Origin of the sequence: Trabulsiella guamensis ATCC 49490 (assembly GCF_000734965.1) — a bacterium.
Lineage (GTDB): Bacteria > Pseudomonadota > Gammaproteobacteria > Enterobacterales > Enterobacteriaceae > Trabulsiella > Trabulsiella guamensis.
The window spans coordinates 55,744-73,180 of record NZ_JMTB01000095.1 but is presented as its reverse complement, the minus strand read 5'-3'; the positions used below and the strand labels follow the sequence as shown (position 1 = coordinate 73,180).

The window sequence follows — 17,437 nt, the reverse complement described above, 5'->3', positions numbered from 1 at the left end:
TAATCAGCCGGCGTTCTGGTAACATTTCGTTACCGGACCGTCGGCTGAGTTCGCTGATGAACGCGGCATGCTGGTAGTGTTTTCTGTCTCAGTGGAGAGTCCTTTTGCGCGTTAGCCGTTCGTTGACAATTAAACATATGGCAATGGTGTCAGCCGTTGTCATGGTGTTTACGTTCATTTTTTGCTTCATTCTGCTCTTCCATTTTGTACAACAGAACCGCTATACCACCGCGACGCACCTTGAAAGCGTTGCCCGCTCCGTGCGCGAACCGCTCTCAGCCGCCATCCTGAAAGCAGATATCCCTGAAGCTGAAGCTATTCTGGCGCGTATCCAGCCTGCGGGAATTGTCAGCCGCGCCGACGTCGTACTGCCAAACCAGTTTCAGGCGCTGCGTATGAGCTTTATTCCTGAACGCCCCGTGCCGGTGATGATCACCCGCGTATTTGAGCTGCCGGTACAAATCTCATTGCCAATCTACTCGCTGGAACGTCCGGCCAACCCGCAGCCGCTGGCCTATCTGGTGTTACAGGCGGACTCCTGGCAGATGTATCGCTTTGTGATGAGCGCGCTGGCGACGTTGGTGACTGCTTACTTACTTTTATCGCTGATGCTGAGCGTGGCGATCACCTGGTGCATTAACCGGTTGATCGTGCGCCCGCTACGCAGCATTGCCCGGGAAGTGAATGATGTCTCGCCGCAGGAGCGCGTGGGCCATCAACTGGCGCTGCCACGACTGCATCATGATGATGAAATCGGCATGCTGGTGCGCAGTTATAACCGCAATCAACAACTTCTGCTTCGCCAGCACGAAGAGCTGAACAGCCACGCCACCCATTTTCCGGTCTCTGAACTGCCCAATAAAGCGTTTTTGCTGGCGCTACTGGAGCAGACCGTCGCCCGCGAGCAGTCTGCCGCCTTGATGGTGGTGGCCTGTGAAACCCTGCAGGATGCGGCAGGCGTGCTGAAAGAGACACAGCGCGAAATCCTGCTGCTGACGCTGGTCGAAAAATTGCGCTCAGTGATCTCGCCGCGCATGGTGCTGGCTCAGGTCAGCGGCTACGACTTTGCGATTCTGGCGCACGGCGTGAAAGAGCCGTGGCACGCCATTACGCTTGGTCAGCAAGTGCTCACTGTCATCAATGAACGTCTGCCATTACAGGGCATTCAGCTCCGCCCGAGCGCCAGCATTGGTATCGCCATGTTCAATGGTCATCTCACTGCTGAGCAGCTCTATCGCCGTGCGGTTTCGGCGGCGTTCGCCGCCCGTCGCAAAGGTAAAAACCAGATTGAGTTTTTCGATCCGGCGCAAATGGAAGCGGCGCAGCAGCGTCTGAGCGAAGAGAGTGATCTGCTGTCCGCCCTCGAAAACCAGCAGTTTGCTATCTGGCTGCAACCCCAGGTGGATACCGCGACCGATAATGTCTGCAGTGCGGAAGTGTTGTTACGGCAGAAGCAACCCAACGGTCAGTGGGAATTACCTGCCGACCTCATTGAGCGTATCGAAGCCTGCGGGCTTATTGTTGCCGTGGGCTATTGGGTCCTGGAAGAATCCTGTCGCTTGCTCGCGGCGTGGCAGCATAAAGGGATTATGATGCCGCTGTCAGTGAATTTATCTGCTTTGCAGCTGCTGCATCAGAATATGGTGTCAGACTTGTTGATGTTGATGAAACGTTACCGAATTGCTACTGGCACCCTGATTCTGGAAGTGACCGAAAGTCACCGCATTGATGATCCCCAAAAGGCAGTCGACATTTTGCGTCCATTACGCGAAGCCGGCGTTCGCGTTGCGCTCGATGACTTTGGCATGGGCTACGCCGGGCTGTTGCAACTCCAGCATATGAAGTCTCTGCCAGTAGATATCCTCAAAATCGACAAAGCGTTTGTCGATCTGATCCCGGACGATACCAGTATGGTCTCGGCGATTATTCAGCTGGCGCGTAGCCTCAATCTTGAAATCGTTGCCGAAGGGGTGGAAAACCAGGCGCAGTACGAATGGCTGAAAGCTGCAGGCGTTGAATCGGTGCAGGGTTACCTTTTTGCTCGCGCGGTGCAACCCGAGATCTTCGAGCAGGACTACCTTTCCGGTTCCAGACCCCATGAAAGCGAATGATGTCCGCGCCAGGCTTATGCGGTTCAGCTCAAAAATTTTAACATTCCCGTTGCAGATGGCTGGCTAAATATTTCTGTTATGTTTCCCGGGTGTTATTTTAAAAACCGCAGGCAATTTAAAAACCCTACATAGCCTGTGGTTTTATTCTAAGGACACCCTATGAAAGTTTCTTTGTTTAAAAGCCTCTACTTCCAGGTCCTGACAGCCATTGCAATTGGTATCTTGCTTGGTCATTACTACCCTGAGTTGGGCACCCAAATGAAACCCCTTGGCGATGCGTTCGTTAAGCTCATCAAGATGGTTATTGCGCCGGTTATTTTTTGTACCGTGGTAACCGGTATCGCAGGCATGGAAAGTATGAAAGCGGTAGGCCGCACCGGGGCGGTTGCACTGCTTTACTTCGAAGTGGTCAGTACCATTGCGCTGATCATTGGTCTCATCATTGTTAACGTGGTGCAACCCGGCGCCGGAATGAACGTCGACCCGGCGACACTGGATGCCAAAGCTGTGGCCGTCTACGCCGAACAGGCAAAAGATCAGGGTGTCGTTGCCTTCCTGATGGACGTTATCCCGAACAGCGTGATCGGGGCGTTCGCCAGCGGTAACATTCTGCAGGTGTTGCTGTTTGCGGTGATGTTTGGTTTTGCGTTGCATCGTCTGGGCAACAAAGGCCAGCTGATATTCAACGTCATTGAAAGCTTCTCGCAGGTCATTTTCGGCATCATCAATATGATTATGCGCCTGGCGCCAATCGGTGCTTTCGGGGCCATGGCCTTTACCATCGGTAAATATGGTGTCGGCACGCTGGTGCAGCTCGGTCAGCTGATTATTTGCTTCTACATCACCTGTATTCTGTTTGTGGTGCTGGTGCTGGGATCTATCGCACGTGCCACTGGCTTCAACATCTTCAAGTTCATTCGTTATATCCGTGAAGAACTGTTGATCGTGCTGGGGACGTCGTCGTCTGAATCGGCGCTGCCGCGGATGCTCGACAAAATGGAGAAACTGGGTTGCCGTAAGTCGGTGGTCGGTCTGGTTATTCCCACGGGCTACTCGTTTAACCTCGACGGTACCTCGATATACCTGACCATGGCAGCGGTGTTTATCGCCCAGGCGACGAACAGCGAGATGGATATTTTCCATCAGATCACCCTGCTGGTGGTGTTGCTGCTCTCCTCGAAAGGGGCTGCAGGCGTGACAGGCAGCGGCTTTATCGTTCTGGCTGCGACTATCTCTGCAGTCGGTCATCTGCCGGTAGCTGGTCTGGCGCTGATCCTCGGCATCGACCGCTTCATGTCTGAAGCGCGTGCGCTGACCAACCTGGTGGGCAACGGCGTGGCGACTGTCGTCGTTGCGAAATGGGTGAAAGAGCTCGACCACAAAAAACTGTCTGACACGCTCAATAACCGTGTCGGAGACAACAAAACGCAAGAAATTTCCTCATAATCCCGCCACTTAAGCCCGTAGTCCTTGATGGACTGCGGGCTCCTGCGCATAATTGATGAATTATTTACGTTCGCGTGTGACGATCCCTCGTTTTCGCGGTCTAACCGACGTATTTCACTCAATTTTTAGGCTGCCCACGCAGAACGGGCGGTCTTTGTAACCAGGATTGTTCATCAGGGGTTCACATGCAGGGCACTAAAATTCGACTCTTCGCTGGTGGTTTACTGATGATGGCGGCGGCCGGTTATGTGCAGGCAGAAGCACTCCAGCCGGATCCCGCCTGGCAGCAGGGAACGTTATCAAATGGATTTCAGTGGCAGGTGCTTGCCACCCCGCAGCGTCCGAGCGATCGCATCGAAATTCGTCTGTCGGTCAATATCGGCTCGTTGTCCGAAAGCACACAGCAGACCGGCTACAGCCATTTTCTCCCTCGTCTGGCGCTCACACAGAGCGGCAGCTTAGAAACCATGCAGGCGCGCTCGCTCTGGCAGCAGGGCATAGATCCCGTTCGCCCGATGCCGCCCGCGATTGTCTCCTACGATTACACCCTCTTTAATCTCAGCCTGCCCAACAACCGCAACGACCTGCTGAAAGAGTCGTTGACCTGGCTCGCTGACGCCAGCGGCAAGCTGACCATTACGCCAGAATCGGTCAACAAAGCGCTCGCGACGGAAGATATGGTGGCAACCTGGCCGCAAAACCCGAAAGAGAGCTGGTGGCGCTATCGTCTCAAAGGCTCAACCATGCTCGGTCACGATCCTTCCGAGCCGCTGAAGCAGCCGGTGGATGTCGAGCATCTCAAAGCGTACTACGAAAAATGGTATACGCCGGACGCGATGACCCTGATTGTGGTCGGCAACGTCGACAGTCGCGCCGTGACTGAGCAAATCAACAAAATTTTCGGTGAACTGAAAGGGAAGCGCGAAACACCTGCCGCTGTGCCAACGTTCTCTCCGCTGCGTGCAGAGCCGGTGAGCATTATGACCGAGGCGCAACATCAGGATCGTCTGTCGATTATGTGGGATGCGCCCTGGCAGCCGATTCGAGAATCAGCGGCGCTGTTGCGCTACTGGCGTGCTGATCTCGCGCGTGAAGCGCTGTTCTGGCGTGTTCAGCAGAACCTGAGCAAAAGCAATGCGAAAGACATCGGTCTGGGCTTTGACTGCCGCGTGTTGTACCAGCGTGCGCAATGTGCGGTGAACGTCGAATCACCCAACGAGAAGCTCAACGCCAACCTCAGCACCATTGCCCGCGAGTTAGCGGGCGTCCGTGACAACGGTCTGACGGAAGAGGAATTCAACGCCCTGGTAGCGCAGAAGAAACTGGAACTGCAGAAGTTATTTGCCACTTACGCACGCATGGATACGGGCGTGCTAACCAGCCAGCGCATGCGTTCACTGCAAAACCAGGTGGTCGATATCGCGCCGGAGCAGTACCAGAAACTACGTCAGGATTTCCTGAACTCGCTGACGCTGGAGATGCTGAACCAGGATCTCCGCCAGCAATTGTCACAAGAAATGGCGCTGGTGCTGCTGCAACCGCAGGGCGAACCGGAGTACAGCATGAAAGAGCTGCAGGCGACCTGGGATCAGTTTATGACGCCGACAACGCCAGCAGTCCCGGCGGCGAGCGATGATGCCCGCGACGTATCGGACATTCCGCAGGCTCAGTAAAATCAGTTCGAAAAAGAAAGCCCGGCAGGCGTCATGCTTACCGGGCTTTTTTGTAGTTCTGACGCAATTACGCAGGCATCGCGTCGCGTGGAATGATCGCCCCGCGATACTGAATCACCGTGCTGGCTGTCAGGTGCCCGCGTTTTGCGGCAGCGGCGGCATCGCCACCGGTCAGACGTACCGCCAGATAACCGGCGCTAAAGGAATCTCCCGCCGCGGTGGTATCGACCACTTTTTCTTTCGGCAGTTTCACCGCAGGCACGTCAATCAGCGCTTCGCCCACGACGGACACGAGGCATGACTCTGCGCCACGCTTGATCACGACTTCATTCACCCCTGCCGCGTGCGTCCGGGCAATCACCTCGTCCACCGGTTTCGCGCCCCACAGGGCGTCTTCGTCGTCCAGCGTCAGGAAGGCGATATCAGTGCATTCAAGCATTTGCTGATAAACCTGCTGTGTCTCTTCGCGGCTTGCCCACAGACGCGGTCGGTAGTTGTTATCAAAAATGATTTTACCGCCATTAGCGCGGCATTCACGCAGCAGCGAAAGCAGTTTTTCACGACTGGTCTGGCTCAGGATCGCCAGACTAATGCCGCTCAGGTAGAGATAATCAAAGGTCGCCAGTGTTTCACAAATGGCGGCAGCCTGTTCGCTCTCCAGCCAGAATCTGGCGGCGGCTTCATTGCGCCAGTAGTAGAAGGTTCTTTCGCCGGTGTCGTCAGTTTCGATGTAATAGAGCCCCGGCAAGCGGTTTTCCATGCGCTGAATAAGACCCGTACCGACGTTTTCACCCTGCCAGGCGTCCAGCATCTGCTGGCTGAAGCTGTCAGTGCCGAGGGCGGTAACGTAATCTACGGTCAGTGCGGCGGCATCCACCTGACGCGCAATGTAAACGGACGTATTGAGCGTATCGCCGCCAAAACCGCGGCTGACATCCGCGCCTTTTTCAGACAGCTCAATCATGCATTCGCCGATCACGGCAATTTTTTTAGACATAATCATGAACCTGGATCCGGGAAACTAGCGCTAGTGTGCGCTGTGACATTTTTGTGGTCAACCATATTAAAACAACGTTCCATTATTTTTTTGAGCTGGCGCGTATTCCTGTCTGATTCTTGCTCGCAGAAAAAGAAAATGGCCCCCATTGAACATAAAGTTCTTATTTTCGCCGCCGATAATCCTGAAGCAACAAGAGACCATTTCTCCTTTTTCGACAGGACAGCTGAGATGAAGTCAAAGCAGGTTATCCAGCAGATAAGCATTCCGGATGTGGGCCTGAAAAGCCTGCAGGAGCGCCGCTATTGGCTGGGATGTGAACGTGCTTATACTTATCAGCCAATCTACAAAACCGATGGTCGCCTGATGGCGGTCGAACTGCTGACGGTCGTCACTCATCCTTCACATCCGGGTCAGCGGATCGCACCGGATCGCTATTTCGCCGAAGTGGCAGTCAAACAGCGCAGCGATGTGGTGAAAGAACAACTGACGTTGCTGGCAGAGAAAAAAGCGTTCTTTGAAAAGAATCAGATCCTGGCGTCGGTGAACGTCGATGGCCCGACGTTGCTGACATTGCGTAAAGATCCTGAGCTCGCGGCGCTGATCGAAACGCTGCCATGGATCCGCTTTGAACTGGTGGAGCATATCCGTTTGCCGCAGGACTCCACGTTCGCGTCTATGTGCGAACTCGGCCCGCTGTGGCTGGACGATTTTGGCACCGGCATGGCGAACTTTTCCGCGCTGAGCGAAGTCCACTACGATTACATCAAAGTCGCCCGCGAACTGTTCATTATGCTGCGCAAAACCCCGGAAGGGCGCAACCTCTTCACCCAACTGTTGCACCTGATGAACCGCTACTGTCAGGGAGTGATTGTCGAGGGTGTCGAAACGCTGGAAGAGTGGCGCGACGTGCAACAATCCCCGGCTTACGCGGCACAGGGATACTTCCTTTCCCGCCCGGTTCCCTTCGCTACGCTTGAGAACGTTCTGCTCACATTAGCCTGATTTGCCGCAGGTTCTGCTCACCTCAACTATTATTCAAAAAGGTGAGGCAAGACAGGAGTGGACCCGGCATGACAAAAACGCGTAAAGCCATTGCCCTGATTTCAGGCACGATTTTGCTGATCATCGTTGTGTTGTTCATCATTATCGCGACCTTTGACTGGAACCGGCTGAAGCCCACAATTAATCAAAAAGTCTCTACCGAGTTGAACCGCCCGTTCGCCATTCGCGGCGATCTGGGCGTGGTCTGGGAGCGTCAACCGGGTGAAACCGGGTGGCGAAGCTGGATCCCATGGCCGCATGTTCATGCGGACGACGTGCTGCTCGGCAACCCGCCCGATATCCCGGAAATCACCATGGTGCATCTGCCGCGCGTGGAAGCAACGCTCGCGCCGCTGGCCCTGCTGACCAGAACGGTTTACCTGCCGTGGATCAAACTTGTTCAGCCGGATGCGCGGCTGATTCGGCTGTCGGAAAAGAACAACAACTGGACGTTTCAACTGGCGGCGGATGGCAACAAAGATCCCAGTGCGCAGCCGTCCGGCTGGTCTTTCCGGCTCGATAACATCCTGTTCGATCGCGGACGCATTAAAATTGACGACAGCGTGACGCGTGCCGATGTGGAGATCCTGGTTGATCCGTTGGGCAAGCCGCTGCCGTTCAGCGAAGTGACGGGTAATAAAGCGAAGGGCGACAACGCGAAAGCGAGCGATTATGTCTTTGGACTGAAAGCGCAGGGGCGTTACAACGGTCAGCCGCTGACCGGCACGGGCAAAATCGGCGGTATGCTGGCGCTGCGCAGCGAAGGTACGCCATTCCCGGTGCAGGCGGATTTCCGTTCCGGTAATACGCGGGTGGCCTTTACTGGCACTGTTAACGATCCCATGAAGATGGGCGGAGTGGATTTACAGCTGAAGTTCTCCGGCGATTCGCTCGGCGAGCTGTATGACCTGACCGGCGTGTTGCTGCCGGACACACCGCCGTTTTCCACAGACGGTCATCTGGTGGCAAAAATTAACAGCGAAAAAGGCTCCGTGTTTGATTACCGTGATTTCAATGGCCGTATTGGCGACAGCGATATTCATGGTTCGCTGACCTATACCACCGGCCAACCGCGACCAAAACTGGAGGGCGATCTTGAATCGCGCCAGTTACGTCTCGCCGATTTAGGCCCTCTGGTCGGTGTCGATTCCGGGAAAGGCACCAAATCATCAGAAGTGAAGAAAGATCCACAGCCTGCCGGGAAAGTCCTGCCATACGACCGTTTTGAAACCGACAAGTGGGATGTGATGGATGCTGACGTGCGTTTCAAAGGGCATCGCATCGAGCATGGCAGCACGTTGCCGATAAGCGATCTCTCGACGCACATCATTCTCAGCAACGCTGATCTGCGTCTCAGCCCGCTGAAGTTTGGTCTCGCGGGCGGCACGATTGCGTCCCATATCCGCCTCGAAGGCGATAAAAAACCGATGCAGGGACGGGCAGAGATCCAGGCGCGGCGGCTGAAACTGAAACAACTGATGCCGAACGTCGAGCTGATGCAGAAAACGCTGGGTGAAATGAATGGTGATGCGGATCTGCGCGGTACCGGCAATTCAGTGGCGGCGCTACTTGGCAGCAGCAACGGCAACCTGAAGCTGCTGATGAACGACGGGCTGGTGAGCCGTAATCTGATGGAAATCCTCGGGCTGAATGTCGGCAACTATATCGTCGGGCAAATCTTTGGCGACGACGAAGTGCGGGTGAACTGTGCCGCGGCTAATCTCGACATCGTCAACGGCGTGGCGCGACCGCAGATTTTCGCTTTCGACACCGAAAACGCGCTGATTAATGTCACCGGCACAGCCAGCTTTGCGTCGGAACAGCTGGATTTGACCATCGATCCGGAAAGTAAAGGTGTGCGTATTATCACGCTGCGTTCCCCGCTGTATGTGCGCGGAACGTTCAAAAATCCGGATGCTGGCGTGAAAGTCGGGCCGTTGCTTGCCCGAGGCGCTGTCGCGGCAGCGCTGGCGACGCTGGTCACCCCGGCCGCAGCGCTGCTGGCACTGATTTCGCCGTCAGAAGGCGACGCTAATCAGTGCCGGGTGATTCTGTCGCAGATGAAAAAATGAAGTGAGGGAGCGTCAGGCCGGAGGCGTGCTGCTTATCCGGCCTGACGGTTTACAGCGACTGATGCTTCGTTTCGTGCGTCAGCAGCAGCGCAATCAGCGTCAACGCCGCCATAGTTGCCAGATAAACGCCGACGTAAAACAGCCCGTAAGTGCCCTGCAACCACGCAGCGATGTACGGCGCGACCGATGCACCGAGAATTGACGCCACATTATAGGAGAACGACGCACCGGTGTAGCGCACTTCCGTCGGGAACAACTCCGGCAGCAGTGCGCCCATCGGGCCAAAAGTCAGCCCCATCAGGCTCAGCCCCAGCAGCAGGAAGGCGAAGATCAGCGCCGGGTGCCCGGATCCCAGCAACGGCTGGAACAGAAACAGGGCAAAGATGATGATCAGTGATGTAATGATGATCATGCTGACACGGCGACCAAAGCGGTCGGCCAGCAGACCCGCGACCGGCACCATCACGCCAAAACCAATCACCGCCATCATCAGCATCCACAGCACTTCATTGCGCGGTAATCCAAGCCCGTTCGGCGCGGCGGCGGTGCTGTAGGTCATGGAATACACCGTCATGATATAAAACAGCGTATAGGTCGCCAACATGATGAAGGTGCCGAGAATAGTCACCCGCAGATGCTTGCTGAGCAACGTACCCAACGGTACTTTCACCTGTTTTTTGGCGGCGGCGACTTTGGCGAACACCGGCGTTTCATGCAGGGAGACACGCACATAAAGGCCGATAATCACCAGCACAGCGGAGAAGATAAACGGCACACGCCAGCCCCAACTCATGAACTGCTCATCAGACAGCAGCCATGAGAGCAGCAGGAATGTGCCGTTAGCAAAGAAGAAGCCAATCGGCGCACCGAGTTGCGGGAACGAGCCGTACAGCGCGCGCTTGCGCGGCGGCGCGTTTTCCGTTGCCAGCAGCGCCGCCCCGCCCCACTCACCGCCAAGACCAAGGCCCTGACCAAAGCGCGCCAGCGCCAGCAGCAACGGCGCCATCAGCCCAATGGTTTCATAGCCGGGCAGCAGGCCGATCACCACGGTCGAAATCCCCATGGTCAGTAGCGACGCCACCAGCGTCACCTTGCGGCCGACGCGGTCGCCGAAGTGGCCAAACAGCGCGGAGCCAATCGGGCGCGCGACAAACGCGATGGCGAAGGTCGCCAGCGACTGTAGCGTGGCAGCAGCAGGATCGCCCTGCGGGAAGAAGATATGCGGGAAAACGATCACCGCCGCCGTGGCGTAAATATAGAAGTCGAAGAACTCAATGGCGGTGCCAATGAGCGACGCAACGACAACTTTGTTACGTGAGTTGACGGGCGCGATGGCGTGTTCGTTGTCGAGTGTTGTGGCGGTTGCTTGCATATAATATTTTCTTATTTTTTGGCGAACGAACGACCATATTACGCACAGCAAAAGTGACATTTCAATCTGCAACGGGTTGCCAGATAGTTCATAAAACAACCAAAAAGCGGATAATTTTCGCCCCTGCGATTTCACGTCTATGAAATGCTTCACATAAATTCAAACTTAGTGAATAAAACCAGAAATTGGTTAAATAAAAGTTAACGGCTGGATTTAAATGCTGAAATGAAGCGCAGGGCTGAAGTTTTCCGTTTCTCTTCAACCCCGTGCGCGGGCTAACGGTGCGTTTTACCGGGCATACGTGGATCGTCTTTATACTCGGCCGTAGCAATCCAGGCGGCGCAGAACAGTGTCAGGCGGGCGAAGAAATAGAAGAACGCCATCAGCCCGAGAACCGAACCAAATGCCGCGCCGGACGGGGATTTCACCAGCGACGGCAGCGTCCAGGTCATGATGATTTTGATCACCTCAAAGCCGATAGCGGCAATCAACGTACCACGAATCAGCGCTTTTCGACGCGGGCGATGGCGTGGAAGACGCCAGAAAATCCAGAAAAACAGCAGATAGTTGGCGAAAATCGAAATCGCCAGACCGACCAGCCGCCAGGCCGGTTTCAGCCAGTCAATGCTGTCGAGGTAGAGCGCGGAGATAATCATCTGCTGTGCGGAACCCGACACCGAAGTGATCGACAGTGTGATGATCAGCGCCACCAGCAGGCCAATCAGCGATATGAAATCACGGAAGTATTTGACCCAGATTTTCTCCTGGTCTTGCGGCGTACGTTCCCAGACGTCGCGCGATTGCGCGCGGATCGCTTCGCGCAGGTTGCCCATCCAGTTGATGCCGGAATAGAGCGCAATCAACAGACCGACGATCCCGACGGTGGTGCGTTGCTGAACGGCGGTGTTAATCGTACTTTTCAGCGTGGCGGCAAGCGTCGGGTCGCTGACGTTTTGCAGGATTTTGTCGAAAATATCCTGTAGCAGTGTCGGGTGCGAAGCGAGAATAAACCCCCCGGCGGCGAACGAGACCATCAGAATGGGGATCATCGACAAAAACGAGAAATAAGTAATGGCAGCGCCGAACTGGTTTCCCATGCGATCATTAAAGCGTTCGGCAGCACGCAGCAGATGGGCAATCACCGGCTGGCGCTGGATGATGGCTGCCGTCCCGGTGGCTTTTTTCAATGCCTTATTCGCGGTATTGATTACCCCGGAGGCGGGTTTCTCGTGTGGGTCCATTTTCCTGACGGGATCGTATTCCAGATCCTGAATGGGGCGCTTTTCGTCGTTTTCCGGCGTCATCAGGCTGTTATTCCTTTCTTTGTCACTCAAATAAAAAAGTATAGCGCGTACCGCTCAATGTTAATCGACATAGGCCTTCATCACACCGGTCAGCCATTCCATAAACAGATGTACACGGCGGGAAAGATTACGGCGGTGAGGGTAAATCAGCGATACCGGCATCGGCTCTGCGCGGTACTGCGGCAGGATTTCCACCAGTTTTCCGCTGCGCAGTGCTTCACGAACGCCAACGCGCGGTACCTGAATAATCCCCAGACCTGCCAGACAGGCGGCGTGGTAAGTTTCGGTGCTGTTAACAGTCAGGACGCCGCCGGTTTTAATCCAGCGTGTGGCGTTATCGAGCACTACTTCAAACCCCGGCGGGCGTACGCCGAGGTTTACCGCATAATGCACCAGCGCGTGGCCTGCCAGGTCATCGAGGGTTTCCGGGTAGCCAAAACGCGACAAATATTGCGGGCTGGCGCAGTTAATAATCGATAGTTTCCCTAACGGACGGGCGATTAAGCCGGAATCTTTCAGCGTTCCCACCCGCACCACACAGTCGAATCCCTCCCGAATAACATCCACCAGCCGATCGCTGCTGCTGAGTTCCAGTTCAATGCCGGGGTACTGTTGCAGGAAAGTGGGCAGACGGGGGATCACCAGGTTACGCGCCACGCCGACAGGCATGTCGACCCGCAATTTGCCGCTGATGCTGGTGGGATCGTGCTGGAACATTCCGTCCAGCTCATCCAGGTTGCTGAGCACGTCTTTGGCCCGCTCATAATAGACCATACCGTCCTGCGTCAGCTGTACGCGTCGTGTGGTGCGATGGAGCAACCGGGTACCGAGCTGGTTTTCCAGCGCCTGAATCTGGCGCGATACACTGCCTTTCGGAAGACCGAGGGTATCGGCGGCGCGAGAAAAACTTTCCAGTTCCGCGACACGGATAAACAATTGCATTGCGTGAATTTTATCCATACCCTAAACCGATTGTTGACGTGTATGAAACAGTAAAGCGTAATTTACTACATTTATTGTTTTCAGTTCACCTAATAAGCTCATTTCTCAGATTTACCACAGCGGAGATGAGGTTCTTATGACACAACATATTGCTTTAGTGACAGGTGGCAGCCGCGGCCTGGGGAAAAACGCGGTGCTGAAGCTGGCAGCGAAAGGGATCCACATTATTTTCACTTACAACAGCAATGTTCAGGCAGCACAAGAGGTGGTACAGGAAATTGAACAAAGTGGAGTGAAAGCGGTGGCATTGCAGCTCAACGTCGGCGAAACGGCACGCTTTCCGGCCTTTGTGCAGGATGTACAAAGGCACCTTAAGCAAATCTGGAATCGCGACGACTTTGATTATTTAGTCAACAACGCAGGGATTGGCCTGAACACGCCGTTTGCCGAGACCAGTGAAGCGCAGTTTGATGAATTGATGAACATCCATTTTAAAGGGCCCTTTTTCCTGACGCAGCGACTGCTACCGTTGCTGAAAAACGGCGGACGCATTCTTAATGTTTCCACCGGGCTGGCGCGTTTTACGCTGCCGGGATACGGAGCGTACGCGTCAATGAAAGGGGCGATGGAAGTGCTGACGCGCTATCAGGCAAAAGAGCTTGCTGCGCGCGGGATTTCTGTGAATGCCATCGCGCCAGGCGCTATCGCCACTGATTTTAGCGGCGGTCGCGTCCGTGACAACGAGCAAATGAACCAGTTTGTGGCGTCGCAGACAGCGCTTGGCCGCGTCGGTCTGCCGGATGACATTGGCAATGCGATTGCTGCATTGCTCAGTGACGAACTGGGCTGGATGACGGCGCAGCGTGTTGAAGTTTCCGGTGGTATGTTTTTATAAGCAACATCCCCGGTTTTCATCCGAAAACCGGGTTTTTTCTCTCCCTTCCTCAAATTCAAAACTGAAAGAAAGTGGCAGGTAAAGTGCCGCTTTCGCTCCTGGTTAATATAGCGATCACGGTTGCTGAATATAATCTGGTATATCTTGTAAATGCCGAAAATAACAAAGAAAACTTTAAGTTAAATCAGGCAGATTCCGCACTTGATGGTGCGTTAAGGAAGAGAGAGATGCAAACAGCTTCGAATCAGATGTTTGAACAATTTGAACACAGTCTGTCGATGATTCGTCATGCATCCGTAGACGTGCTTCAGTTGCTAAAAATTTATGTGGCAGAAGGAAAAGATCCGCGCTGGTTTCTGGAACAACTGGAACAGGCGCGTCTGAATCTGGGGGGATGGACGAACGTCGCGAAACGGTTGCATCTGAATGATGCCGAAATGAGCGAATTCACTCTCCAGCTTCGCCATCTCCAGCAGGCGGTGCCGCAATACGAGCGCGGGCAAAACGTGCATGAAAATCAACGCATTGCGGCATTGCGTTTTCTCAGTACTCTGGAAGCGGTAAAAGCGAAACAGCCCCGGTTGCGCTATGACACCAAAGTGGGCGAAGCGGGTGATGATCTGCAAACGCAGGCACGGCGGCAGCTACGGGCGCTGGAGCTGACTATCAAAGCGCTGGTGTCGCAGGCGTGGCCTGATACGTTGCAACTGACCAATCATCTGAAGCTTCAGTTTGGTGCGGATAATGTGCGTCGCTGGCTGACCCTGGGCAATTCCGGCGATATCCTCAGCGGGATGATGTTCAGCGAACTGGCGCTGTTGCTGGTGGATAAAAAAGAGTTTGCGCGGCACTACTCCACGATTTTCCATACCGCCACCTCGCTGACTTATCTGGTTGATCCGCGTATTACGCTGCAGGCGTTCCTTGAACATTGCCGACAGCTTCGTAATGCCGTCATCAGCGGGCGTCCTCTTTCCTCTGCCGAACTTGCCCTGCTCGACAGTTACAGCCAGCAGATTGCCGGCCCTGTTCAGCGTGCGTTTGAACTGAAGAAAACGGGCGTTAACCCCTCCACTTATATGATAGTGGATGATGCTGCGTTACAAGAGTTCTGGGATCAGGCCATAGAGCGAGATAAAGAATCGGGTGGCGATACGACATCCGTAAGCGACAACATTGAAGGCCAGGGCAGGCATGCGAAACGTACGCCGGAAGAGCGCGAGCAATTGATTTCCGGCATGCTGTGGGGCGCGGTCGGGGTAATGGTGCTGGCGATCATCGGCGGCGCGATCTGGATTTTTAGTTCAGAGGTGGCGCAGCGGCCGATTCCCCGCGTCCCCACAGCTGAGGCGCTGGAGTCTACGGAGCTGGAAGTGCCATCGCCACGTGAAAGGCTCTCCAGCCTGGGCGTCACCTGGGATGCCTTCAGCCTGCGTTCGGCGATCGACCGCAATGATGTGAAGGTGGCGCAGCTTTTCCTGCAAGGGGGAATGAACTGGGAACTTTCATGGACTGAGCAGGCCATGGCCATCAAGAATGACGAGGTGCTGGAGTTGCTGTTGCGCTACAGGATGCAGATGGACGAACCAAAGCCCTGCCGCCGTTTTATCAATGATGTCAGTCACGCAATGATCAACGGGCAGAAGCTGACGATGATGCGAAAAAGTTATTTGCAAACTTTCTGCTCCAGACCACCAGTGATAGCGCGCCAGTACCATGAGCTGGAGCTGGCGCAGCAGCGTATGCAGTCGCAGCCGAATGAGCTGAACAAAAAATGGCTGGATATTCAGCAGGCCATTTATGATCAGATTCGCTAGCGGGTGCCGGCGGCACCTCGCCGCCGGCGTGTGTTAAATCGGCTCGCCATACAGGCTAATCAGACGACGAACGACGCCGTTAGTCCAGCCGAAACCGTCCTGTAGCGGATACTCACCCCCGCCACCCTCGCGCGGGGTACCGGTCGCGATGTGGTATTTCTCGATAAGCTTGTGATGCGTTTTATAAAACATGTTCACTGTTTGCAGCCAGCTCTGGGCAATCTCATCACCAAGCGAGTCCTGACCGTACATTTTGAAGCCCTGCACCGCCATCCATTGCAGCGGCGCCCAACCGTTGGGGGCGTCCCATTGCTCGCCGGTTTCGTATTCCGTCGCCAGGATGCCGCCAGGTGTCAGCAGGCGCGCACGAATCGCATCACCCAGCCGGTCGGCCTGCTCATGAGTTGCCAGGCCGACGTAGAGCGTCACAATGCTGGCAGCGGAAAAGAGCGCCGGTTGCTCGCGTCGCCAGTCGTAATCACGAAAGCAGCCGCCTTCGTCGTCCCACATGTAGCGGGTCACTGCGTCGCGTCGCTGGCTCGCTTTCTGACGAAACAGCGCTTCGGTTTCCTGATCGCCTTTTAAAGCGGAAATATTGGCAATGGTGTTTTCCAGTTTGAACAGAAACGCGTTTAAATCGATCGGTACGAACTGGGTGGTGCGAATACTCGCCAGTCGGGTGGTGTCCCGCAACCAGCGTGAAGAGTAATCCCAACCGGATGCCGCCCCGGCGCGTAAATCCCGATAGACTTCGTTTGGTGGGCGACCAGAGTGTCTGGCGGTTTCGACGTCCTCAAGCCAGGACTCATCACGCGGCGTGTCACGGTCATCCCAGTAGCGGTTGAGTAGCGAGCCATCCGGCATGCGTACCACATGGCGATAGGCCTGATTAGGCAGCAATGACTCGGCACCATCCATCCAGAACTGATACTCCAGTTTCAGATGATCAAGGTAACGCCGCGCGCCACGCACACCATCCTCCTCAAACAGCTCCACCATCAACGCAAACACCGGCGGCTGCGAACGGCTGAGGTAGTAGGTGCGGTTGCCGTTGGGGATGTGGCCGTAACGCTCAATCATCCAGGCAAAATTGTCCGCCATACATTTCAGCAAATCCTCACGACCGCTTTCCGCCAGCCCCAACATGGAGAAATAGGAGTCCCAGTAGTAAGTTTCGCCAAAACGCCCGCCGGGAACAATATACGACTGCGGCAGCGGCAACAGCGACGACCAGGGAATATGATCCTGCGGCTCTCGGGTTAATACCGGCCACAGGCTGTCGATGTGCTCTTTCAACGAGTTCTCAGGATTGGAAACATACTCGTTATCATGGCTTTCAGGTAACCAGAAATGGTTTTCAATAAACTGACGCAAATCGAAATTCGGGTGGCGTCTGACTTTCCGGTAACGGATCAGAATATCCAGCGGATCCATTTTCGGCGCACAGTCAGGGAAGGTTTTGCTGTCGGAAAACAACCGCGATGACTGCACGCGTTCAAACAGTTCAAGATAACGATCAGCGGGGGTTAGCGCATCGGACGCGGGAAGCCCCTCGATCATCTCCGGCTCGGGTTCTGCTTCGATCATTTCATCCAGTTTTAACTCGCAAGGATCGATTTCGTAGCAGACTTCGGCCTCCACTGGCGGCATTTCTGGCTCATCGATGCGTAGATTCTGGTTGAACATAACGATTCAGACCTCCGGGTGTTGTTGGTTTAAAAATGGGTTTTTAGCAGGTCATTTAATAAGCGTAGACACTCGCTT

Annotated in this window: 12 protein-coding genes; 7 read left to right on the top strand and 5 right to left on the bottom strand. The window is 54.9% G+C overall.

Annotated features, from left to right (window positions below):
• Positions 1-104: 104 nt before the first annotated feature.
• The 3 genes from hmsP to GTGU_RS15870 all read left to right on the top strand — a co-directional run bounded on the left by hmsP (position 105) and on the right by GTGU_RS15870 (position 5,230).
• Positions 105-2,111 carry a biofilm formation regulator HmsP gene (gene hmsP, locus GTGU_RS15880; protein WP_038159083.1) on the top strand — a complete coding sequence of 669 codons (2,007 nt, stop codon included), beginning with the start codon at positions 105-107 and terminating at the stop codon, positions 2,109-2,111.
• Between the two features lie 159 nt (positions 2,112-2,270).
• Positions 2,271-3,557 carry a dicarboxylate/amino acid:cation symporter gene (locus GTGU_RS15875; protein WP_038159080.1) on the top strand — a complete coding sequence of 429 codons (1,287 nt, stop codon included), beginning with the start codon at positions 2,271-2,273 and terminating at the stop codon, positions 3,555-3,557.
• Between the two features lie 185 nt (positions 3,558-3,742).
• Complete coding sequence (locus tag GTGU_RS15870) at positions 3,743-5,230, top strand: M16 family metallopeptidase (RefSeq protein WP_038159078.1); 1,488 nt, start codon at positions 3,743-3,745, stop codon at positions 5,228-5,230.
• Positions 5,231-5,297: 67 nt separating this feature from the next.
• Here the strand turns inward: GTGU_RS15870 and kdgK are convergent, their stop codons facing one another.
• Positions 5,298-6,227, bottom strand: a complete 930-nt coding sequence (gene kdgK, locus GTGU_RS15865; protein ID WP_038159197.1) for a 2-dehydro-3-deoxygluconokinase — start codon at positions 6,225-6,227, stop codon at positions 5,298-5,300.
• Between the two features lie 231 nt (positions 6,228-6,458).
• Here kdgK and pdeH point away from each other — a divergent pair, with 231 nt between their 5' ends.
• Together pdeH and GTGU_RS15855 are read left to right on the top strand one after the other, a co-directional pair.
• The gene (gene pdeH / locus GTGU_RS15860; protein WP_038159075.1) at positions 6,459-7,232 is read left to right on the top strand and encodes a cyclic-guanylate-specific phosphodiesterase; all 774 of its coding nucleotides are present in this window, start codon (positions 6,459-6,461) and stop codon (positions 7,230-7,232) included.
• Between the two features lie 68 nt (positions 7,233-7,300).
• Complete coding sequence (locus GTGU_RS15855; RefSeq protein ID WP_038159072.1) at positions 7,301-9,343, top strand: AsmA family protein; 2,043 nt, start codon at positions 7,301-7,303, stop codon at positions 9,341-9,343.
• A gap of 49 nt (positions 9,344-9,392) precedes the next feature.
• Here GTGU_RS15855 and GTGU_RS15850 read toward each other — a convergent pair whose 3' ends face one another.
• The 3 genes from GTGU_RS15850 to GTGU_RS15840 form a co-directional block, all read right to left on the bottom strand.
• Positions 9,393-10,715 carry an MFS transporter gene (locus GTGU_RS15850; RefSeq protein WP_038159069.1) on the bottom strand — a complete coding sequence of 441 codons (1,323 nt, stop codon included), beginning with the start codon at positions 10,713-10,715 and terminating at the stop codon, positions 9,393-9,395.
• Positions 10,716-10,990: 275 nt separating this feature from the next.
• Entirely contained in the window at positions 10,991-12,019 is a 1,029-nt protein-coding gene (yhjD, locus tag GTGU_RS15845; protein ID WP_038159065.1) for an inner membrane protein YhjD, read from the bottom strand.
• Positions 12,020-12,079: 60 nt separating this feature from the next.
• Complete coding sequence (locus GTGU_RS15840) at positions 12,080-12,979, bottom strand: LysR family transcriptional regulator (protein WP_038159062.1); 900 nt, start codon at positions 12,977-12,979, stop codon at positions 12,080-12,082.
• A gap of 118 nt (positions 12,980-13,097) precedes the next feature.
• Between GTGU_RS15840 and GTGU_RS15835 the strand changes: the two genes are divergently transcribed.
• Entirely contained in the window at positions 13,098-13,856 is a 759-nt protein-coding gene (locus GTGU_RS15835) for an SDR family NAD(P)-dependent oxidoreductase (RefSeq protein ID WP_038159060.1), read from the top strand.
• A gap of 227 nt (positions 13,857-14,083) precedes the next feature.
• On the top strand, positions 14,084-15,673 hold the full coding sequence (locus GTGU_RS15830) for an STY4199 family HEPN domain-containing protein (RefSeq protein ID WP_038159195.1): 1,590 nt from the start codon (positions 14,084-14,086) through the stop codon (positions 15,671-15,673).
• A 33-nt stretch (positions 15,674-15,706) separates the two neighbouring features.
• On the opposite strand, the gene GTGU_RS15825 is transcribed toward GTGU_RS15830, so the two are convergent.
• On the bottom strand, positions 15,707-17,359 hold the full coding sequence (locus GTGU_RS15825; protein ID WP_038159058.1) for an alpha,alpha-trehalase: 1,653 nt from the start codon (positions 17,357-17,359) through the stop codon (positions 15,707-15,709).
• Between the last annotated feature and the right edge of the window lie 78 nt (positions 17,360-17,437).